Source organism: Pseudomonas medicaginis, from assembly GCF_965119365.1.
Lineage (GTDB): Bacteria > Pseudomonadota > Gammaproteobacteria > Pseudomonadales > Pseudomonadaceae > Aquipseudomonas.
This window is the reverse complement of sequence record NZ_OZ221631.1, coordinates 1,333,451-1,353,589: the sequence shown is the minus strand read 5'-3', so window position 1 is coordinate 1,353,589 and position 20,139 is coordinate 1,333,451. Positions and strand designations below refer to the sequence as shown.

At 60.8% G+C, this 20,139-nt stretch carries 17 protein-coding genes; 10 read left to right on the top strand and 7 right to left on the bottom strand.

Going from position 1 to position 20,139, the window contains the following annotated elements; translation table 11 throughout:
• Positions 1–14 precede the first annotated feature (14 nt).
• Complete coding sequence (locus tag ACMTA2_RS05825; protein ID WP_413794089.1) at positions 15–1,202, top strand: colicin E3/pyocin S6 family cytotoxin; 1,188 nt, start codon at positions 15–17, stop codon at positions 1,200–1,202.
• Complete coding sequence (locus ACMTA2_RS05820) at positions 1,199–1,423, top strand: hypothetical protein (RefSeq protein ID WP_413794088.1); 225 nt, start codon at positions 1,199–1,201, stop codon at positions 1,421–1,423. Before ACMTA2_RS05825 ends, ACMTA2_RS05820 begins: the two co-directional genes overlap by 4 nt.
• Positions 1,424–1,507: 84 nt before the next feature.
• On the opposite strand, the gene ACMTA2_RS05815 is transcribed toward ACMTA2_RS05820, so the two are convergent.
• Entirely contained in the window at positions 1,508–1,867 is a 360-nt protein-coding gene (locus ACMTA2_RS05815) for a DUF6124 family protein (RefSeq protein ID WP_413794087.1), read from the bottom strand.
• Between the two features lie 486 nt (positions 1,868–2,353).
• On the opposite strand from ACMTA2_RS05815, the gene ACMTA2_RS05810 reads away from it, so the two are divergent.
• Entirely contained in the window at positions 2,354–3,439 is a 1,086-nt protein-coding gene (locus ACMTA2_RS05810) for a diguanylate cyclase domain-containing protein (RefSeq protein WP_413794086.1), read from the top strand.
• Here ACMTA2_RS05810 and ACMTA2_RS05805 read toward each other — a convergent pair.
• From ACMTA2_RS05805 to ACMTA2_RS05795, 3 genes are read right to left on the bottom strand one after another with little or no spacing between them, the layout of a single operon-like run.
• Positions 3,423–5,777 carry a TonB-dependent receptor gene (locus ACMTA2_RS05805; protein WP_413794085.1) on the bottom strand — a complete coding sequence of 785 codons (2,355 nt, stop codon included), beginning with the start codon at positions 5,775–5,777 and terminating at the stop codon, positions 3,423–3,425. The genes ACMTA2_RS05810 and ACMTA2_RS05805 overlap by 17 nt on opposite strands.
• Before the next feature lies 1 nt (position 5,778).
• Positions 5,779–8,166, bottom strand: a complete 2,388-nt coding sequence (locus tag ACMTA2_RS05800) for a hybrid sensor histidine kinase/response regulator (RefSeq protein ID WP_413794084.1) — start codon at positions 8,164–8,166, stop codon at positions 5,779–5,781.
• Positions 8,166–8,996, bottom strand: a complete 831-nt coding sequence (locus ACMTA2_RS05795; RefSeq protein ID WP_413794083.1) for a response regulator transcription factor — start codon at positions 8,994–8,996, stop codon at positions 8,166–8,168. Before ACMTA2_RS05795 ends, ACMTA2_RS05800 begins: the two co-directional genes overlap by 1 nt.
• Positions 8,997–9,378: 382 nt before the next feature.
• Here ACMTA2_RS05795 and ACMTA2_RS05790 point away from each other — a divergent pair, with 382 nt between their 5' ends.
• Positions 9,379–10,887 carry a hypothetical protein gene (locus ACMTA2_RS05790; protein ID WP_413795599.1) on the top strand — a complete coding sequence of 503 codons (1,509 nt, stop codon included), beginning with the start codon at positions 9,379–9,381 and terminating at the stop codon, positions 10,885–10,887.
• 60 nt (positions 10,888–10,947) lie between these two features.
• Here the strand turns inward: ACMTA2_RS05790 and ACMTA2_RS05785 are convergent, their stop codons facing one another.
• The gene (locus ACMTA2_RS05785) at positions 10,948–11,493 is read right to left on the bottom strand and encodes a DUF4256 domain-containing protein (RefSeq protein ID WP_413794082.1); all 546 of its coding nucleotides are present in this window, start codon (positions 11,491–11,493) and stop codon (positions 10,948–10,950) included.
• A gap of 318 nt (positions 11,494–11,811) precedes the next feature.
• A complete protein-coding gene (locus ACMTA2_RS05775) occupies positions 11,812–12,465 on the bottom strand; it encodes an aspartate/glutamate racemase family protein (protein ID WP_413794081.1) in 654 nt (217 codons plus the stop codon).
• 111 nt (positions 12,466–12,576) lie between these two features.
• Between ACMTA2_RS05775 and ACMTA2_RS05770 the strand changes: the two genes are divergently transcribed.
• The 6 genes from ACMTA2_RS05770 (at position 12,577) to ACMTA2_RS05745 (ending at position 19,452) form a co-directional block, all read left to right on the top strand.
• Positions 12,577–12,993 (top strand): VOC family protein, encoded by a 417-nt coding sequence (locus tag ACMTA2_RS05770; protein ID WP_413794080.1) that lies wholly within the window; start codon positions 12,577–12,579, stop codon positions 12,991–12,993.
• 336 nt (positions 12,994–13,329) lie between these two features.
• The gene (dctP, locus tag ACMTA2_RS05765; protein WP_014336661.1) at positions 13,330–14,325 is read left to right on the top strand and encodes a C4-dicarboxylate TRAP substrate-binding protein DctP; all 996 of its coding nucleotides are present in this window, start codon (positions 13,330–13,332) and stop codon (positions 14,323–14,325) included.
• Positions 14,326–14,390: 65 nt separating this feature from the next.
• Entirely contained in the window at positions 14,391–15,023 is a 633-nt protein-coding gene (locus ACMTA2_RS05760) for a TRAP transporter small permease (RefSeq protein ID WP_413794079.1), read from the top strand.
• A complete protein-coding gene (gene dctM / locus ACMTA2_RS05755; protein ID WP_413794078.1) occupies positions 15,020–16,303 on the top strand; it encodes a C4-dicarboxylate TRAP transporter large permease protein DctM in 1,284 nt (427 codons plus the stop codon). Before ACMTA2_RS05760 ends, dctM begins: the two co-directional genes overlap by 4 nt.
• Before the next feature lie 108 nt (positions 16,304–16,411).
• On the top strand, positions 16,412–17,407 hold the full coding sequence (locus tag ACMTA2_RS05750) for a TRAP transporter substrate-binding protein (protein WP_413794077.1): 996 nt from the start codon (positions 16,412–16,414) through the stop codon (positions 17,405–17,407).
• A 137-nt stretch (positions 17,408–17,544) separates the two neighbouring features.
• Positions 17,545–19,452 carry an alkaline phosphatase D family protein gene (locus ACMTA2_RS05745; protein ID WP_413794076.1) on the top strand — a complete coding sequence of 636 codons (1,908 nt, stop codon included), beginning with the start codon at positions 17,545–17,547 and terminating at the stop codon, positions 19,450–19,452.
• Between the two features lie 131 nt (positions 19,453–19,583).
• On the opposite strand, the gene ACMTA2_RS05740 is transcribed toward ACMTA2_RS05745, so the two are convergent.
• Positions 19,584–20,084, bottom strand: a complete 501-nt coding sequence (locus ACMTA2_RS05740; protein ID WP_413794075.1) for a methylated-DNA--[protein]-cysteine S-methyltransferase — start codon at positions 20,082–20,084, stop codon at positions 19,584–19,586.
• Positions 20,085–20,139: the final 55 nt, after the last annotated feature.

Sequence of the window (20,139 nt, the reverse complement as noted above, 5' to 3'; positions counted from 1 at the left end):
ACGAGACTCACTACGTGGCGACACGCGAAAAAGACATCCCCCAGGTTCGCAACCCGCCCGGTGGTGACGGGCATCACCTTACTTATCGGGACATGACCGCCAGCGAACTGGCCGAGCGTGACGCTCTACAGCAGGCTTATGAAGCCATGCTTGCCCGCCAGGCAGCCTACGAACAAACGCGCTGGGCCACGGTGGATAGCAAGCCGTTGTCCAGCGCAACCGGAAGCGTGTTTGCCAAGAGCTGCAAGCTCCCCAATGGCATCATCGATTACAGCAACCCCAACGGCTATGTCCCGGCGGATCTGGTCAAGCAGTATGGCGATCTCATGTGGCTCGGGGGCAGGAGCGCCGACCCGTCCGGCACGATCCCCCTCAAGCGGATCGGCGCTGGCGCGGTACCCGTTACCGTGGGCAGGCTCGCGCTGGGCGGCTCGGCAACTTCTACGGCTGCCGCTGCCGGCGGCACCGTTGGGGCAGCTCTGCTGACAGGTATCGTCGCCTTGCTCTGGCCGTCCAGCCTGGGCGACAGCGCGCTGTACAGCGAAGACCAGCTACGCGACCTCAAGCAGGCCCGCAGCCGCATGCGCCTGAGCATCGAGCAGCAGGCCGATGGCAGCCTCAAGGGCTACGGTTTCTACACCGGCCAGCATCGCGATTGGGAAATGGTCGATGTTGTCCAACTCACCCAGCGGGCCGATCAATTCGTCGCCGACTTGGGTGATGGCATCGAGCTGATCTGGACCCCGGCCATCAACCCGTCCGACACCCTCGGCATCCCCGCCCTGGAAGCGGCGCCCCAGGCACCGCCTATTTGGATCTATCCGCCGACGCCGATGGCCGACAGCATCATCGTCAATCCGATCTATCCGCCGGAGTACAAGGATTTCATTCTGGTGTTTCCGGCGGATTCGGGGATTCGGCCGGTTTATGTTGTGGTGAGTACGACTCATCATGACTACCACCCGAAACCAGATTTTTTACCTGCTTTTCCAAGTGCTAAATGGGCGCCCCCCAAAACCCGCATGAAAGGAGGAGGATTACGTCCTCGCTGGAAAGATAATGACAAAATAATATATGAATGGGATTTACAGCATGGTGCAGTAGAAAAATATAACAAGCGAGGAAAGCACTTGGGCGAATTCGACCATATTACGGGGACCCAAACCAAACCAGCCGACCCAACGAGGTGGATAGAACCATGAAACACAAGATAATGGGGGTAATGGACGGCGACGATTTCGCCTCATACGAAAAAACGCTCTGCATTGACACTCAAGCTCTAGCAAAAATAATGAACTGGACCAAAGAAGAAGACTATTTTTACGATTACGAACTGAATACATCTCAAATTAAAGCATTGGAATCTGAGTGCTCTATAGAACTGCCCCGAAACCTGTTGTTTTTTTTAACCAGCAGCAACTAATTGAAAATAGGGAGCGGTAATTTTTCCGGACAAGAAAGGCCTAGCTGCGCAAAACCTTTCTTGTCCAGAGGGCAAGCGCCTCGGCTACCTCACCTCAACAATATCCAACGCCCGATTCGCCAACAGTTCACTCACCTCGATCACCTGCAAAATCCCCAACGCCACATGCCGCCGAGACCCATCCAGATCAAACGCCAGATCGTTGATCATGGCAGTCGCCGAAGCCAGGTTCTCACTGAGGTTCGCAAGCAGACACTCAGAATCAACCCCAGGGTCGATCCGTAAAATGGAGTCGGTCTTGTCAGACGTTTCGCCCTTAGGCTTGGGCTTCAGGTAGTAATCCAACGCTCGCGTGGCAGCGTCGTCGATTTTCTTGTTGCGGGCAGACTGAGCACGGGAGACGTGTTCGTTCGTATCAGGAGGGTTCGGCGTATCTTTTACCATCGTCTTGCTTCCTGTAGTTGGAGCCATCACCCGCTCGCGACTAAACGATGGGAGGCAGCTGTACGCAGGTTAGTCGACCGGGGAAACAAGAAACCGGCGCGTCCGAAGACGCCCTGCGCACAGCCACCATCGAGTGCAGGATGGGAATCCCGACTGGATGACGCCTGGCACAACCTGTTTCAACCTGGGCGACTAAACCCGATCACTGATGAGCAGTGACAAGACTCAAACTACCGACGCAACCCCAGGCGAACAAGCCGGCGGATTCTGGCGTAGTTGTAGGCAAAGGCGCAAGGCGACGTCGGCTTGCAAGCCGCAGCCGCCCTGTGTCTGACAGACCCGACTGACACATGTGAAAAATCTTTCCAATCCATCCCCTCCCGCAAAGCTCCCATCCGCTCCAGCAAACTCCCCCGCAAATCCCCGCCTCGATAATGCCTTCTCCACTCACCTCCTACCGCTGCAACCGAGCACCGTGTACCCCCCATGAACCTACGCACCTTCATCCGTCGCTACTGCCTGGATTCCAGGCTCGTCACGAATGCCCTGACTCGCCTGCACCAAGCGCTTTGCTCTCTGGCCCGCTACCTGGCGCAGCAAGGCTTCGACGACCAGTCCTGGCCGGCCACCCGCGACGAAGGCGCCCTGGACCGTCGTCTCGACACCGTGCGCCCGGAGTTGGCCGCAACGGTGTTCAGCCACGCTCGGGAGGGGGTCATCCTGGTTGACCCGTACGGCCGGGTCATCGCCGTGAACGAGGCTTTCACCCGCCTCACCGGTTACGGGCAAGAAGAGATAAAGGGCCGCGAGTTGAATGCCCATCGCATGGTGCGTCGGCTTATGGCTTTTTATGCGCCGATGAAGAACGCGCTGGATTTCCACGGACATTGGTCCGGCGAGATTCAAAACAACCACAAGGATGGCCGCGAGATGACGTCGCGCATCAGCATCAGTGCCGTGCATGACCGTCACGGCAATGTGCAGCACTATGTGGCACTGCTCAGCGACATGACGCAGGTGAAGCAACGCCTCCAGCTACTGGAGCGCGATGCCCGTTATGACGCGCTCACGCAACTGCCCAATCGGTTGCTGTTGACCGAACGGATGCACCAGGCCCTGGGCAAGGCGGCTGTTCATCAGCAGAAAGTGGCCATCGCGTTTATCGATCTCGATGGGTTCAAGGCGCTCAACGACAGCTATGGGCATGACTGGGGGGATCGGGTGTTGCAGATTGTCGCGACACGGATCAATGCCACGTTGCGTGAAGGCGATACGTTGGCGCGCCTCGGCGGCGATGAGTTCGTGGCGGGGCTGGTGGACTTGCAGGCGGTGGAAGACAGCGAGCCGTTGCTCAAGCGAATGCTGGCGGCGGCCAATGCGCCGATCCTGATTGGCGCGCAAACGGTGGAGATTGCTGCGAGTATCGGAGTGGCGTTTTACCCTGAGCATGGTCAGGAAGTCGAAGGGCTGATCAGCAAGGCGGATCAGGCAATGTACCTGTCGAAAAAGGCCGGTGGTAATCGTCTGGCGTTTTGTCCGACGCGTTTTATTTCGGTCAATAGCGAAGCCTGACGGTGGTGCCGACGGTTCGTTCGCTGCCGGTCATGACGCCGTAGTCGCCAGCGCCGAGCAGTGAATAGACGGCGGTGACGTACTGACGGTCGAAGACGTTGCGCACCCAACCTTCCACTTCCCATGCGCGGTCCTGGCTGCGCAGGCCCAGGCGCAGATTGGTGAGGCCGTAGCTGGGTTGATAGCTGCCTTCGCCGCCTTCGAGGGTGCCGTAGTAACCGGTGCGGAAGCTGTAGTCGATGCCGCTGTACACCTCCAGCCCGTACGGCAATGGATGGGTATGGTCCAGGCCGCTGCTGAGGTTCCATTCCGGCGCGTTGTAGAGGCGGTCGCCGCTGAGGTCGCAGGTCCATTGGCCCGAGGCCGGTGGGCACGGGGCGTGGGGGAAGCTGCGGTAGCGCGCATCGCTCCAGGCCAGGCCCAGGCGTCCGGTGAGTCGGGGAGTGAGTTGCCAGGCGGAATCCAGCTCGATGCCGCGCAGGCGGACCTTGCCGACGTTGATCAGGTTGTCCCGCAGCGGGGGCGCGAACACGGAGGTCGGCGGGCTGTAGGTGAGCGCCTGGTAGTTGTCGACGTCGGTCTGGTAGACGGCGAGGTCGAGCAAGGCACGCTCATCCCAGAACCGCGTTTTCATGCCCAGTTCCAGAGAGGTGGCGCGCTCCGGCTCGAAGGTGGGTGTGGTGTGCGGGCCGACCACGTCGAAGTTGATGCCGCCGGCCTTGTAGCCCCGCGACCAGCTGATGTAGGCCATCACCGCATCGGTGAAGCGGTAGCTGGCGCTGACGAGGCTGGAGACATTGTTTTCCTCAATCGAATCCTTGCGGTAGTAACTGCTACCGAGGGCGATGTCCCGCAGCAATTGCCCACCGGCCTGGAACACGGGCGGCAAGCCCGTCAGCGGGGCCAGGTTGCTGACATCGCGGGAGATCCAGCCGTGCTTGCGCTCCTGGCTGTAGCGCAGGCCGCCGGTGAGTTCCAGCGGGTCGATCGGGCGCCAGGAGAGCTGGCCGAAAATGGCGCGGCTGTCGCCCTTCTGCTCGCCATCATAGCGTTGCCGGGCGCCGTCCAGCAGCAGCGCCGGCACCTGCTTCGGATCGGTGAAGGTGATGCCATAGAGCTTGCGCAAGGCTTCCAACTGATCGCCGACGAACCAGGGCGCGGCGTCCTTGCCGAATTCGGCGTCGATCTCGCGGTCGAGCTGTTGGCGCAGGTAATAGAGCCCGGCCACATAATCGACGGAAGAACCGACCGTGCCGGACAGGCGCCATTCCTGGCTGAACTGCCGGTGGCCCAGCTCGGTTTCAGACTCGGCCACGGACAGCGCGGTGCTGTCGCTGTCACGGGTGGCGCGGTAGTCCCAGTCGCGGTAGGCGGTGATGCTGGTCAGGCGCATCGCCTCGTCCAGGTCCCAATTCAATTCCAGTGATACACCGTTCTGCAGGGTTTGCGGACGGCCCGGCGCGTCGATGCGTGCCTCGCGCTTGTAAGGGTCGGGCTCCGACAATGGATAGCCGAGGAACTGGGCGCGCTTGCGGGTCTGCTGGCTGTAGTGATTGACCAGCAGGACGTTGCCGGCCTCGTTTTGCTCGGCAGAGTCGGCGATGAGGCGCGCGCTGAAGTCGGTGGTCGGCGTCCACAGCAATTGCCCGCGCAGGCCATGGCTGTCGGCGTCGCCGAGGCGGGCGCCGTCCTCGAGGTTCTCCACCGAGCCATCGGTGGCGCTGTCGAAGACGTTGAGTCGCCCGGCCAGCACGTCGTCTTGCAACGGCCCGGAAATCGTCCCGCGATATTCCCGCAGGCCGCGCTCGCCGTAGCTGGCTTCGAGGTTGGCTTCGGGCTGGAAGGTTGGCTGGCGGGTGACGATGTTCAGCGCGCCGGCGGTGGTGTTCTTGCCGAACAAGGTGCCCTGGGGCCCGCGCAGCACTTCGATGCGCTCGATGTCCATCAACTCGGTGAAGGCCATGCCCTGGCGCGCCTGGTAGACGCCATCGACGTAGGTGCCGACGCTGCCTTCCAGGCCATCGTTGTAGGCGGTCGCGCCGAAGCCGCGCAGGCCGAAGCCGGCGTAACGGGCGTCGTGACCGGACACCACCAGGCCGGGCACCCGTTGTTGGATGTCTTGCAGCCGGTGCAGGCCGGCCTCGTCCAGTTGATCGCCGTAGAGGACGTTGATCGGGATCGGCACGTGTTGCGGGTCTTCCTCGCGGCGGCGAGCGGTGACGGTGGTTTCGTCGAGTTCCAGTGTGTGGGTCGACACGGTGGGCGCAGCCGTGGCCCACGCCCAAGGCCACGCCGAGATACCTGCGAGCAAGAGCAGCCGATACCCCAAACCCGGCATGCTAGAACTCCCGAGCCATCGCGCGAGGCGCCGTGTCCGGACAGGCCAGTGCCTTGACGCATGCCAGCAATTCGCGGCTGTCGGCGGGCTTGAGCAACACCGCGTCGAAGACCAGGCCCTCTGGATAGCCCTGCGGCCTGCGTGGCGGCACCGCCGAATAGAGGATCACGGGCAGATGACGCCAACCCTCGCGCACCTGGCGCAGCAGTTCCCAACCGTCCATGCCGGGCATCATCTGGTCGCTGATCAGCAGATCGACCGGCTGCTGCGCCAGGCAGGCCAAGGCTTCTTCGCCGTTCGCCGCCATGCTCACGTCAAACCCGTAGCCGGCCAGCAGGTCATAGAGCCATTCGCTGTTCTGCTCGACGTCGTCCACCAGCAGAACGTGTTTGCCCTGGCCGTCGAGCGACGTGAAGTGGTTGTCGGCGATACCGTTTTCGAGGTCGTGTTCCTCGGCGCAGTTGAGCTGAAGGCGAAAACTGAAGTGGCTGCCCTGCCCCGTGGCTTGGGGTTCGAGGCGGCTGTCCATGCGCTCCAGCAGTTGCGTGACGATGGACAGGCCCAGCCCGCTGCCTTCGTAGCGTTGCGCATTGCGACCGCGGTGGAACGGTTGCAGCAGTTGTTCGAACTCTTGCGGATCGATGCCGATGCCGGTGTCGATCACGCTGAAGCACAGTGCCACGGTGTCTGCAGTGCCCCCGGGAGACGCGCTCGCTTCGAAACGGATCTGGCCGTCGCGGGTGAATTTCGCCGCGTTCGCCAGGAGGTTCATGAGGACCTGCCGAAGGCGTTTGAAATCGGCCTCCACCAGGGGCGGCAGGTCATCCGCCAGCACCGCCTCGAAGGTGTTGCCTTGGCGCGCGGCGAGAAAACCCGCCTCGTCTGCGATCTCCTTGAGGAAGCCGTACAGGTAGCCCGGCGCAAGGGTCAGTTGCATCTGCTCCAACTCGCCACGGGAGAACTCGAGCATTTCGTCGATCAGCTCCAGTTGCTGGCGGGCATTGCGCTCGATCGTGGCCTGGTAGTCGCGGTTGGGCCCGGCGTGCAGCAGGCGTGCGTAGTCGATGATGCGCACCAGCGGCGAGCGCAGGTCGTGGCTGATTCGCGCCATCAATGCACTGCGGGCCGCCAGGGATTCGCGCAACTGCGACGTGCGCAGCGCCACGGTGCTTTCCAGGCGATCGTGCTCGGCCTGGCGTTGTTGTTCGAGGGTGGACAGGGCGTGTCTCTCGCGGTTGCGACTGCGGCTGACCTCCATGATCAGCGTGCACACCAGCAACGCCACCCCGGGCAGGGTCGACGACAGGTTGTATTTGCTTTGCGGCGACTGCCAGGGCAGTTGTTCCTGGGGGAAAAAGATCCGCATCAGCAGTTGCCCAAGCAGTAGCCCCGACACCAGCCAGGCCATCCAGTTGTAGCTCAGTCGTCTGCGCCAGGCCATGAACAGCGTGGCGAGCAGCACGCCGTAGAAACTCATCAGGGACAGCTGGACGATTTGCGCGCCCTGGACGGGATCGACTTTCAGCCACCAGAGCCGACCGAGGATGCAGCCCAACAGCGGAAGCCAATAGCTCCGGCCAATGACTTTGGGTAATACGGACACCTGCAACAGCACGCCCATGTAGGCAAGGAACAGGACGAACGAGAGTGCGCTGAGGCAAGTCAGCAACTCCCGTGTCCAACCCAGCGCGGCGGGCCAGAAGATCAGGTAGCCATTGAGGATGCAGGTCAGCAGGATGTAGCTCATCACCGCGCCCGCATTCACAGTCAACAGTCGGGAGCGCAGGATCCAGCCGACGATCAGGCCGAACGGCACGATCAGCAGGACGATGCCAAGGGTGAGCCCGTCGCTCAGGTAAGTCTGTTGCTGACTGCGCAGCAGCGCCGTTTCGGACCACAGTTCCGGCTCCAGCAACATCTGGAAGTTGCTCGTCGCCCGCACGAACACCGTAGTGCCCTGCCCTGCCGCCAACGTTATCGTGAATGCCGGCTGACGCGCCGCCGGCTGGGGCCATTCCGCCAAGGGATAGGCGCTGCCCGCGTGGGCATCATGCCTCGGTTGGTAGACGCGAACGTCTTCCAGGCGCGGCGCCCCGACAACCAGCCTGCGCGAGCAGGCCTCATCGCTCGAATTGGTGAGCTGCCATTTCAACCAGAACGCGGAGCGGCTGTAGCCCTGGGTCGGCCAGTGCGCGGTTGCGGCGCTGAAACGGCTTTCGGGCAGTTGAGCGACTTCCGCCTGGCTCAGGCTGGCCCGGGCGTCTTCGTAAATCTGCGCCGAGGGCATCAGCTCCAGGTGGTCAGCCCGGCAGATATCCACAGGCGCGGCGTGCAGCAGGCCTGTGGATAACAACGCTATCGTCAGCCCTAAAAACTGTAGAAACCGCATCAGGCGCGCCCGGCCGTCTCGATTTCAGCGATGCCCAGGGTTTGCTGGCGGAACTGACTGGGCGTCATGCCGATTCGCTGGCGGAAGGCCGTGGTGAAGTTGCAGGCATTGCGAAAGCCCACCAGTTCGGCGACGTCCTGCACGCTCATGGTGCTTTCAGAAAGAAGATCCTGACCACGCCGCAATCGTGCGTCGCGAATGTACGCGAATACGGTCAGTCCCAAGTGCTCGCGAAATATCTGCGAAAGGCGTTTTTCATGAGTGCCGACTTTGTGCGCCAGTTGCGCCAGGGCAGGCATGTCATCGAGGTGCTGTTCGATCAGTCGCATCGTGGCGCGCAGGACGATCTCGTCGCCTTCGGGCTCCGGGTCCGCCGGGCGGTCCAGACTGGCCGGCGGCGCGCGCCAGGTCAACTGCAGGTGGATCTTGATCCGCGCCAGCACTTCCTCGGGCGCGCAGGACTTGGGGATGTAATCGACCCCGCCAACGGTCAGCCCTTCCAGGCGTTCGATGGTACTGTTGGCCGAGGACAGAAACAGAATGGGCGTGTGCCGGGTGGTGGGTGCCTCGCGCAAAAGTCGGCACAGGCTGAAACCGTTCATGTGCGGCATGTGCACGTCCAGCACGATCAAATCCGGACGCAAGGCCAATGCCCGCTGATAGCCCTGGTGGGCATCGACGGCCAGGGAAATGCGCCAAGGCTGTTGCTTCAGCAGGAGGAGTGTCGCGCGGATATCCTCCGGGACGTCGTCGATCAGCAGAATCTGCGGCTCGGACGCCGCCGCGCTTGGCTCTATAGCCGTCCGCCTTTCGTATCGCCCGTCGTCCATTCGCTACGTTCTCTTATCGTGCGTTTGTCGATCAATTGCCGGAAAGCAACGGTATCGCAAAGCCAATCGGTGGATCGATAAAAATCGTTATACCGATAGCGGCAGGTCCGGCGAAGACTTGAAGGCGCCTAATCATCCATGGCCGCCCCACTGTTGACGACCTATGCTGGGGCAGTCTCACTTCGACAGGCAGGTTGTGATGATCCAATGCGCACGCGCCTATGATGGAGGGGAGTTCGCCGGTTTGTTACTTGGGTGATTTTCCGGAGCCCTGAGTGGGTAGCGGGAGCAAGCTCCCTCACCACGGGCTTATTGGAGGGCTTAAGCTCGGTGGTGTGCGGCTAAGATGGCGCAGAAGCGAAATCACAAGGAAGGCAGCGTGATGCAAGCGCAATTCGATCCGTTGGTTCATATGGATTGGAAAACACCGGGCAGCGACGTGCTCGCGCTGTTGCAGCATCACTATCCCGACATAGGTGTGTTCACCGGCCCGGGGTTCGAGGCGTTGTTGGATGAGCTGTCCAACGAGATGCCCGAGGTCTGTTTCGAGGCGTTGGTGCCGGTGTTGGCGAACCTGGGTTATGACCTGTGGAACCTGGACGCCGGTGGCGATGATTATCGGCCGGTGATTATCCCGGTCGATCAGCGCGAGGCGTTTGCCCAGCATTGGCAGGGCCAGCACCGCGAGCCGGGGTTCATGGCGAGTTTGATCGCGCCGCCGAAGCCTGCCGCTGTCGAGCACAAACCGACCAAAGCCAAGCGCGGCAAGGTGAAGTGGCTGCAGGAAGTCCACGACTATCCCGGCGCCACCTATGTGCATGAATACAACTACCGCAACGGTTGGGCCGCCATCACCGAGCAGGACGAAGACCAGTGGTTGTGCTTTCTGATCGATTACAACCAGTGGCCACCCGCCGAGCAGGACATGCTCGAGCACCGGACCGATGGCGTGGACGGCGCGGATTTGCAGCTCATCGATGCCGATGCCCAGCGCAGCCTGTGGAAACGTCGGATCATACGCGGCGATTACAGTGCGGATGACCGTTACCAATACGAGATTCAGCAAGGCGATGAGATCGCGGCGTTCGGGCCTGCCGGGGTGCAGTGGCCGGAGTTTGAACAGCCCTGCGTGGTGGTGGGCTCGGCGATATTCGAACGCCAGCGTATTTACGAACCCGAGCATTTGACGCGGATCTGGCGGATCACGGCGGACAGCAGCGAGGTGATTTTCGAGTACGCGGATGAATTGACGATCCTGCCCGTCGGTCCTGGTCGCTTGCTGTTCATGCAGCACAACGGCCCGCGCTGCTGGACTTGGCATCAAGAATCACCACACCAAGCCATCGTCGCCAAACGGATGCCCGCTGAGGCCTATAAGCTGCGGGCCTCAACCGCGTACCTGGGGGGTGACGAGATCCTGTTGTTCAGCGAAGGCGCGCGGCAGAACGTCGAGCATTCGGGTTATCAGGAGACGGTGCTGTTGGCGTGGCGCTTCAACTTCATGACCGGCGCTACGACGAAGGCGTTACTGGACGGCTTTGGCAGTGAACTGCGTCAGGACACGCGCTTGCTCGTCACCCAGCCCAAGCAAGTCATTACGTTGCGCACTTTTCATGGGCAGCTTCATGTTGCCCGGGGGCATGGGAATTGGTGGGTGTGGAATTACCGCGCCAATACGTTTGGGTCGCAGACGCTGGCGTGGTTTTGGAGTCAGGACAGTCACGAGGTGGTGAAGCTGTCGAGCAAGGACATCCCGCGGATCAAGCCAGATATTCGTTATGTGCCGGCGCAGGATCGCTACCTGGCGTTCGAGACGGCGTTTGTGGCGCGGCTGCCGGAATTCAGCGAGATGGTTGAGGCCAAGGGGAGTGAGGTCCTGGTTTTTGAGTGAGGTGGTTTTGCCCTACTGCGCCCCTTCGAACACACAAGCCCCTCGCCACAATTCATTGGCTCAAATACAAAGCAACCCACGAAACCCACGCGCCGCGTAATACGACTGCACGCCATTGTGGTAAACGAACACCCGGCCATAACGGTAGTCGCCAAAAATCGCCCCATCGAGGGAGCGAAGCGCTGGCGGGGTGGCCAGCCAACTGGATGTCTTGGCATCGAACTCGCCGAGGGTTTGCAGGGCTCGGTACTGCTCTTCCGTCAGCAGTGCGATGCCCATTTCTTCGGCCATTTCGACGGCACTGCCTTTGGGCTTGTTCTCCTTGCGTGCGTCCAGGGCGGCGCGGTCGTAGCAGAGGCTTCGGCGACCGGTTGGACTTTCTTTGGCGCAATCGCAGAAGGTCACAGCGCCGGTGTTCGGGTCTAGGCCGATCACGTCGGGCTCGCCGCCGGTGGCTTCCATGGCCTGGAGGGATTTTAGTGCATTGGGGTTGGTTTCGAGCTTGGCCTGGACGTCGGCCCAGGGGATGTCTGGGTGACGGTTCAGGTTTTGTTCGAAACGGGTTTTCAGGGTTTGGAGGAGATTGCCTTGTTCTTGTTTTTTCATGGTGTGGGAGTCCCTGGGTGATCGGTTGCCGATTCCGCGCCTGATTCAAGACTACCTAGGATAGACGGGCGCAGATTTCCCACAGGCCTGGCCGCTTTTTTGTGGGAGCGAGCTTGCTCGCGATGGCGGTGTATCAGCCAGCAGATGGGTTGACTGTGTATCCGCTATCGCGAGCAAGCTCGCCCCCACAAGGGTGTGTATGTCAGGCGCTGAACTGCTTGATCCAATCAAGGCCTGCCACGGTAGAGCCGGTGGGACGGTATTCACAGCCGATCCAGCCTTAAATCATCCATCCTGGGAAGAAACAAAATCATCCGTTTAGAGCAACTTGCGCAGCGCCAGCACGGCACTGTCGGGTGTGGTCAATACCGGTAGTCCGGAGCGAGCCCGGGCCTGTTCGGCGGCACTGGTCATCGAGAACTGGGCGAAGCAGATCAAGTCGCAATCCTTAACCTGAGCGGCCATTTCCACAATGGCGGCATCGTGGGCTTGCGGGTTGCCGTCTTTCAAGGCCTGCAATGCCCCCGGAACGAAATAAGGCACCACTTCCACCGCGCGGCCACTGCGCTCTGCCGCTTGCTTGAACTCGGGCATCATTGAGGTAATGGTGGGTTCGAACGTTGCCAGCACAGCAATGCGCGATGCCTGGCTCAGGGCCTGGTCGATCATGGCTTCGTTCGGCTTGAGCACGGGAATGGCCACCTCGGGTCTAACCAGGTCGATGGCATCGCCAAACGCCGAGCAGGTAAACAGAATGGCATCCGCCGCGCTTTGTACGGCGTAGTGGGACAGCGCCAGGAAGCGCGCCTTCATGCCCGTGGTCAACTCGCCCTCTTCCACCCGGTCCTGGGGCAGCGAGTCCTCGAGCAAATTGATGGTCCGTGCCTGCGGCCAATGCCGGGCAAAAGCCGCCGTGATGGGCTCGATCGCCAATGGGGTCGCGTGGATCATAAAAATGCGTGGAGCCTTCATGCTTATGCCATTCTCCAGATCATGTTTTTTGGGCACGGTATCAGGAAGCCCCGATAACGTGTGGAATTCCCGTGGCAATAAACAATGCGGCACTGAGCACATGAGGCCTGTATGAAGAACTTCACGATTCAACGTATCGACCACATCGTCCTGCGCGTAAAAGACATCGAGCGCAGCCTCGCTTTCTATACGTCGGTGCTCGGTTGCGAGCTCAAGAAGCGTCGGGACGATCTTGGCATGGTTCACCTGGGCACCGGCGTTTCGATGATTGATCTGGTGGCGGTTGACGGCCCCCTCGGTCGCCAGGGCGGGCCGGCGGCGGGGAAGCAAGGGCACAACGTCGATCACCTTTGCCTGCGTATCGAGCCGTTTGATGAACCTGCCCTCCTCGCTCATTTGGCCTCGTCTGGCCTGGAGGTTGAGAAAGCGCAGATGCGCTACGGCGCGGAGGGCAAGGGCTGGTCGATCTACTGCTTCGATCCGGACGGCAACCAGATCGAATTGAAAGGACCGGCGCTGCAACCCTGAGTTGCAACTGCCGGGCACGGTCCTGTGTGCAAGCTTGCGGGTCAAGAAGCGCCGCCCTGGGATCAAAGGCCAGTAGCCATCATCGCGCCTTTATGGTTTCCTGCCCTTCTCTCGGTTGTTGACTGAAACCTTTCGAAATATGTCGTGGGTAGTGTTTCAACCCGAGGCAGTGGAGGCTCTAGCGCAACCTGTCGAGAGGTTCAGCCGAATGACGTTTTTTCCCGTCGACCGTCTCCCCGATAAGTTGTTTTCTGCCTAGACTCATCATTGTTCCGCCGTGCGCCGTATTTTGAATGAGCCCGCACGAAAATACTAAAAACAAGAGGAAAGCCCCTAATGTTCAAACCTATCTGGAAAGCGCTCGCTTGCACATTGGCCCTGAGTGCGATGAGCACGGCCATGGCGGCAGATCCGGTGGTGATCAAGTTCTCCCATGTGGTCGCCGAACAAACACCAAAAGGCCAAGGCGCACTGCTGTTCAAGAAGTTGGTGGAAGAACGGCTGCCAGGCAAAGTGAAGGTCGAGGTCTACCCCAACTCTTCGTTGTTCGGCGACGGTAAAGAGATGGAGGCCTTGCTATTGGGCGATGTGCAGATGATCGCGCCATCGCTGGCCAAGTTCGAGCAGTACACCAAGACGGTGCAGTTGTTCGACTTGCCGTTTCTGTTCGATGACATTTCCGCAGTGGACCGCTTCCAGTTGAGCCCCGAAGGCCAGAAGCTGCTCAAGTCCATGGAAAGCAAGAATATTACCGGCCTGGCCTATTGGCACAACGGCATGAAGCAGCTCTCGGCAAACAAGCCGCTGCGTGAACCCAAGGATGCCCGTGGCCTGAAGTTCCGGGTACAGGCGTCGGCCGTGCTGGAAGAACAATTCAAGGCGGTGAACGCCAATCCGCGCAAGATGAGTTTCGCCGAGGTGTACCAAGGCTTGCAGACCGGTGTGGTCAACGGTGCGGAAAACCCGTACTCGAACATCTACAGCCAGAAAATGCATGAAGTGCAGAAGTACATCACCGAGTCCAACCACGGTCTGCTCGACTACATGCTGATCACTAATACCAAGTTCTGGAACGGCCTGCCGCCGGACATTCGCACAGAACTGGACAAGATCCTGGTAGAAGTCACCGCCCATGTGAACAAAGAGGCGGCACAGCTCAACGAGCATGACAAACAGCGCATCCTCGACGCCAAGACCACCGAGATCATCACCCTGACGCCAGAAGAACGTGGCGAATGGCGCGACAAGATGAAACCGGTGTGGAAGAAGTTCGAAGGCGATATCGGTGCTGACCTGATCAAAGCCGCCGAAGCGTCCAACAAAGCCCAGTGATTGGTTGGCCGGTGTCGCCGCCCTGGCGGCACCGGTCTGTCGTCCCCCCACAGGAGATGTCATCCATGAACGCCCTTCGGCGCACCTGGGAACACTTCGAGGAAGGTTTCATCGCCTTTCTCCTGGCCGCCATGACGCTCGTAACGTTCGTCTACGTGGTACTCAACAACCTCTATGCGGTTTTCTACAGCCTCGGCGATCATTGGCCAGCCGCCAGCGAACCGATGTTCGCCATCGGCGACAACATCATGGGCATGGCCCAGGCCATGACCTGGAGCACATCACTGACCAAGGCGCTGTTTGGTTGGCTGATTTTCTTTGGCCTGTCGTACGGCGTGCGTACGGCCGGGCACATTGGCGTCGATGCGCTGGTGAAGCTGGCGAGCAAACCGGTGCAGCGCTTGATCGGTGTCATCGCCTGCCTGTGCTGCCTCGCCTACGCCGGGCTGCTGGCGGTGGCCAGTTTCGAGTGGATCAACACCTTGATGATTGCCCAGATCGGCGCCGAGGACCTTGGCCATTTCGGCATCATGCAATGGCATATCGGACTGATCGTACCGGTGGGCTTCGCGCTGGTATTCATTCGTTTCGCGGAAATTCTCGTGCGCATCCTGATGAATCGCCAGACCGGCCTCGGCCTGGCCGATGAAGCGGCCGAAGCCATCAAATTGACCGAACACGAGGAAGACAAGCCATGACCATTGCCTTCCTGTTCATTGCACTGTTCGTGCTGATGTTTATCGGCGTGCCCATTGCCATTTCGTTGGGCCTGGCAGGATCGCTGACCATCATTTTCTTCAGTCCCGACTCGGTCCGCTCCCTGGCGATCAAACTGTTCGAAACCTCCGAGCACTACACGCTGCTGGCGATTCCGTTCTTCCTGCTGGCCGGTGCGTTCATGACCACGGGCGGCGTGGCGCGACGACTGATCGATTTCGCCAACGCCTGTGTCGGGCATATCCGCGGTGGCCTGGCGATTGCGGCGGTGCTGGCCTGCATGTTGTTTGCGGCGCTGTCGGGCTCAAGCCCCGCGACGGTGGCGGCGGTCGGCTCCATCGCCATTGCCGGGATGGTGCGTTCGGGTTATCCACAGGCGTTTGGTGCCGGCATCGTGTGCAATGCCGGGACCCTGGGCATCCTGATCCCGCCTTCGATCGTGATGGTGGTGTATGCCGCGGCGACGGAAACCTCGGTGGGCAAGTTGTTCATGGCCGGTGTACTCCCGGGGTTGCTGCTGGGCCTCACCCTGATGGTGGCGATCTACATCGTCGCCGTGAAGAAAAATCTTCCGGCCCTGCCCCGCGCCACGTTCCGCGAATGGCTGAACACCGCGCGCAAGGCGATCTGGGGCCTGTTGTTGATGGTCATCATCCTCGGCGGGATTTATTCCGGCATGTTCACCCCCACCGAAGCGGCGGCGGTGGCGGCGGTGTATTCGGCGTTCATTGCCTTGTTCGTCTACAAGGACCTCACGTTCCGTGAAACGCCCAAGGTGCTGCTGGAGTCGGCCAAGCTGAGCATCATGCTGATGTTCATCATCGCCAACGCCATGCTCTTCGCCCATGTGCTGACCACCGAACAACTGCCACAGCAAATCACCGCGTGGGTGATCGAGGCCGGGCTGACCCCCGTGACATTCCTGCTGGTGGTGAACATCGTGCTACTGATTGCCGGCGCGTTCATGGAGCCCTCGGCGATCATCCTGATCCTGGCGCCAATCCTGTTCCCCATCGCCACGAAGCTGGGCATCGACCCGATTCACCTGGGCATCATCATGGTGGTCAACCTGGAAATTGGCCTGATCACGCCACCGGTCGGGCTGAACCTGTTCGTCACCTCGGCAGTGACCGGCATGTCCCTGCCCGCCACGATCCGTGCAGCCATGCCGTGGTTAATGCTCCTGTTGGCGTTCCTGGTAATGATTACCTATGTGCCATGGATCTCCCTGGCGCTGCCTAACTGGTTGGGGATGAGTTAAACCCGGTAAACACACTCCGTGACGGGCGCAGGACAACTTGCCCGTCACAGCGGGATGGGGCCGACCTGTCGGCCCTGTGCCTTCGGACACTGAAAGGGACGCCTCGCAATGCTAAAACCTGTGTTGAAAGCGCTCGCCTGCACCCTGGCTTTCGGGGCGTGGGGCATGGTCATGGCGGCTGAGCCGATCGTCATCAAGTTCTCCCACGTAGTCGGCGAACAAACGCCCAAGGGCCAGGGCGCGTTGATGTTCAAGAAGCTGGCGGAGGAGCGGTTGCCGGGCAGGGTGAAGGTGGAGGTATACCCCAACTCCACGCTGTATGGCGATGACAAGGAGATGGAAGCGCTGCTCTTGGGAGACGTGCAGATCATTGCGCGGTCGCTGGCCAAGTTCGATCAGTACACCAGGACCGTACAGTTGTTCGACTTGCCCTTTCTCTTCGACGACATCGCTGCAGTCGATCGTTTCCAGCAGAGCCCCGAGGGCCAGAAACTGCTCAAGTCCATGGAGAGCAAGAACATCACCGGCCTGGCCTATTGGCACAACGGCATGAAACATCTATCGGCCAACAGGCCCCTGCGCCTGCCTGAGGATGCCCAGGGCCTGACGTTCCGGATACAGACCTCCGCCGTGCTGGAAGAACAGTTCAAGGCGGTGGGCGCCAAGGCAAAACCGATGATTTTCTCGGTGGTGTACCAGGGCCTGCGCACCGGTTTGGTCCACGGCACCGAAAACACCTATTCGAACTTCTACAACCAGAAGCTCAATGAGGTGCAGAAATACATCACCGAATCCAACCACGGCATACTCGATTACATGTTGATCACCTCGTCGGACTTCTGGAACGGCCTGCCGCCGGATATCCGCAGCGAACTGGAGAAGATCGTCGACGAATCCACTGCCTACGCCAACCAGGAAGCAGAGCGGTTCAACCAGCAGGACAAACAGCGGGTCCTGGACGCCAAGACCACCGAGATCATTACCCTCACACCAGAGCAGCGTAATGCCTGGCGCGAAAAAATGAAGCCGGTGTGGGCCAAGTTCGAAAATCAAATCGGGCCGGATTTGATCAAGGCGGCGGAGGCCTCCAACGTCGCGCAGTGATGCATGACAGGGCCGGGGATGCACGGCTAACCCTTCGCCAAAAAAAGCAGGGTTACCACAACGCCTCCCTGTCCCCGGCAACCTGGCACATTGCGTTATGATCCCCGCCTCCACCTGAACCAGAGCTTTACCCGCGAATGCTGCCGTCCACCCCTGATACCACCCATCCCCTGCCCCCCGTCCTGGTCGGCCCGCTGTTACGGCGGTTGGAGCCTGCGCGGCTGGTGATGTGGCTGGTGGGCACGCGAGCATTGGCGATGACACTGCACATTGACGGTGTCGGCGATCTGGCGCTGGATGCGTCGCGCTGCACCGTGGTGCCGGTGGGACAGCAGGCGTTTGTGCACCTGATCGATGTGACGCTCGACACGCCCCTGCCCCAGGATGTGGCGATTGACTACGACTTGCGGGTGGACGGCGCGCCCATCGCCGAATGGGCGCCGCACCTGCTGTATGACGGCGCACAGTGCCCGAATTTCATACTGCATTCGCGCATCGAGCAATTGGTCCACGGTTCTTGCCGCAAACCCCACTACCCGACCAACGACGGCCTGCTTTGTGTCGACCGTTTGTTGGCGCAAAACCCGGCGCAACGCCCCGCGCTGCTGATGATGAGCGGCGACCAGGTCTATGCCGACGATGTCGCCGGGCCGATGTTGCGGGCGATTCATGGGCTGATCGAACGCCTCGGGCTGTTCGAGGAGCGCCTGGACGGCGCCGTGGTGGAAGACAGCGCCAAGCTCTACCGACACCCGGCCAGTTATTACCATCGCGCCGATTTGCTGCCGGCATTGGAGAGCAACGAAACCCTGCGCGAGCGCTTTTTCGGCGGGGCTCGCAAGCCGATCTTCACCAGCAGCAGCGCCGACAACCACCTGGTGACCTTCGCCGAGGTCATGGCGATGTATTTGCTGGTGTGGTCGCCGGTACCCTGGACACTGATCGCTGTACAGCCCCCCGAACTGACCGTCGAACGGCGCCAGCGCTACGACCTGGAACAGCAACGCATCGAGGCGTTCAAGACCGGGCTGGACGGCGTGGCGCGGGTGTTTGCGCACTTGTCGTGCCTGATGATTTTCGATGACCACGACATCACCGATGACTGGAATCTGTCCGCGCAGTGGGAGGAAACCGCCTACGGCCATCCGTTCTCCAAACGCATCATCGGCAATGCGTTGATCGCCTATATGCTCTGCCAAGGCTGGGGCAACAACCCGGATGCCTTTGCCGACGTGCTCCCGCAAACCCTGGCCCTGAGCGAGACCGCCCGGGACCGCTACCTCGACAGCGAACCCCAGGACCAACTGATCGACACTCTGCTGGGTTTCCAGCAATGGCATTACGTGCTGCCGAGCACCCCGGCCCTGGTGGTGCTCGACACCCGCACCCGCCGATGGCGCAGCGAGAGCAACCTCAAGCAGCCTTCCGGCCTGCTGGATTGGGAGGCCCTGAGCGAATTGCAGCAAGAGTTGCTGGATCACCCCTCGGCAATCATCGTCTCGCCGGCGCCGATCTTCGGCGTGAAACTGATCGAAACCGTGCAGCGGGTGTTCAGTTGGTGCGGTTACCCATTGCTGGTAGATGCGGAAAACTGGATGGCCCATCGCGGCGCGGCCCAGGTGATCCTGAACATTTTCCGACACTCACGGACACCGGGTAATTACGTGGTGCTGTCCGGGGATGTGCATTATTCCTTCGTTTACGAAGTATTGATCCCACACCGCAAGGGCGGCCCACGCATCTGGCAGATCACCAGCAGCGGCATCAAGAATGAATTCCCGCCCGCGCTGCTGGAGTGGTTCGATCGCCTGAACCGCTGGCTCTACTCGCCGCGCTCGCCCCTGAACTGGTTCACCAAGCGCCGCAGCATGCGCATCGTCCCCCACACCCCGGAACACGCCGAGGCCGGTGAGCGCCTGTGGAACAGCGCGGGCATTGGCCAGGTGTTTTTCAATGAACAGGGCCAGCCTGCGCAGATATTCCAACACAACGCCAACGGCCAACCGCCGACGCGGATGCTGCCGCCCAAATCCCCGCTGGCCTGAAAACAGTGTGGGAGCGGATGCAATACCTGTGGGAGCGAGCTTGCTCGCGATAGCGGTGGATCAATTGCCGATGATGCTGTCTGTGCAGCCGTCATCGCGAGCAAGCTCGCTCCCACAGGATAGGTGGCAGGTCAGAACGCCAATTGCAGCGACTGCTGGCCTTCAAGGCTCAGGAGGAACTGTTTCGCCGCCAGGCCACCAGCGAAGCCGGTGAGGCTGCCGGAGCTGCCGATCACGCGGTGGCATGGGGCGATGATCGAGATGGGGTTGCGGCCATTGGCGGCGCCGACCGCCCGGACCGCTGTCGGTTGGCCGATCTGGAGGGCGATGTCGCGGTAGCTGCGGGTTTCTCCAAAGGGGATCGTCAACAGGGCTTGCCAGACCCGGACCTGGAAATCAGTGCCCGCGAAATCCAGCTCCAGCTCGAAACGACGGCGCTGGCCGGCAAAATATTCCAGCAACTGACGTTCGGTTTCCTTGAGGACCGGATGCCGGGAGTCCTCTTCCAGAGGCCCCAGGCGCACCCGATTGAGCCGCTCGTTCTCCCACAGGATGGCCGCCAGCCGCGTCTCCCGGGCGACGAGCATCAATTGGCCGACGGGGGATGGGATGGTTGTGTACAGAGGCAACATCGAGGGATTCCTTTACTGGCTCAGGCTGCTTTTTGTGGCGAGGCACACGTGAGCC

Excerpts from the sequence above, each read along its gene's own strand:
- ACMTA2_RS05820 (WP_413794088.1), top strand. The coding sequence starts at position 1,199 with ATGAAACACAAGATAATGGGGGTAATGGACGGCGACGATTTCGCCTCA.
- ACMTA2_RS05815 (WP_413794087.1), bottom strand. The coding sequence starts at position 1,867 with ATGGTAAAAGATACGCCGAACCCTCCTGATACGAACGAACACGTCTCC.
- ACMTA2_RS05810 (WP_413794086.1), top strand. The coding sequence starts at position 2,354 with ATGAACCTACGCACCTTCATCCGTCGCTACTGCCTGGATTCCAGGCTC.
- ACMTA2_RS05805 (WP_413794085.1), bottom strand. The coding sequence starts at position 5,777 with ATGCCGGGTTTGGGGTATCGGCTGCTCTTGCTCGCAGGTATCTCGGCG.
- ACMTA2_RS05800 (WP_413794084.1), bottom strand. The coding sequence starts at position 8,166 with ATGCGGTTTCTACAGTTTTTAGGGCTGACGATAGCGTTGTTATCCACA.
- ACMTA2_RS05795 (WP_413794083.1), bottom strand. The coding sequence starts at position 8,996 with ATGGACGACGGGCGATACGAAAGGCGGACGGCTATAGAGCCAAGCGCG.
- ACMTA2_RS05790 (WP_413795599.1), top strand. The coding sequence starts at position 9,379 with ATGCAAGCGCAATTCGATCCGTTGGTTCATATGGATTGGAAAACACCG.
- ACMTA2_RS05785 (WP_413794082.1), bottom strand. The coding sequence starts at position 11,493 with ATGAAAAAACAAGAACAAGGCAATCTCCTCCAAACCCTGAAAACCCGT.
- ACMTA2_RS05775 (WP_413794081.1), bottom strand. The coding sequence starts at position 12,465 with ATGAAGGCTCCACGCATTTTTATGATCCACGCGACCCCATTGGCGATC.
- ACMTA2_RS05770 (WP_413794080.1), top strand. The coding sequence starts at position 12,577 with ATGAAGAACTTCACGATTCAACGTATCGACCACATCGTCCTGCGCGTA.
- dctP (WP_014336661.1), top strand. The coding sequence starts at position 13,330 with ATGTTCAAACCTATCTGGAAAGCGCTCGCTTGCACATTGGCCCTGAGT.
- ACMTA2_RS05760 (WP_413794079.1), top strand. The coding sequence starts at position 14,391 with ATGAACGCCCTTCGGCGCACCTGGGAACACTTCGAGGAAGGTTTCATC.
- dctM (WP_413794078.1), top strand. The coding sequence starts at position 15,020 with ATGACCATTGCCTTCCTGTTCATTGCACTGTTCGTGCTGATGTTTATC.
- ACMTA2_RS05750 (WP_413794077.1), top strand. The coding sequence starts at position 16,412 with ATGCTAAAACCTGTGTTGAAAGCGCTCGCCTGCACCCTGGCTTTCGGG.
- ACMTA2_RS05745 (WP_413794076.1), top strand. The coding sequence starts at position 17,545 with ATGCTGCCGTCCACCCCTGATACCACCCATCCCCTGCCCCCCGTCCTG.
- ACMTA2_RS05740 (WP_413794075.1), bottom strand. The coding sequence starts at position 20,084 with ATGTTGCCTCTGTACACAACCATCCCATCCCCCGTCGGCCAATTGATG.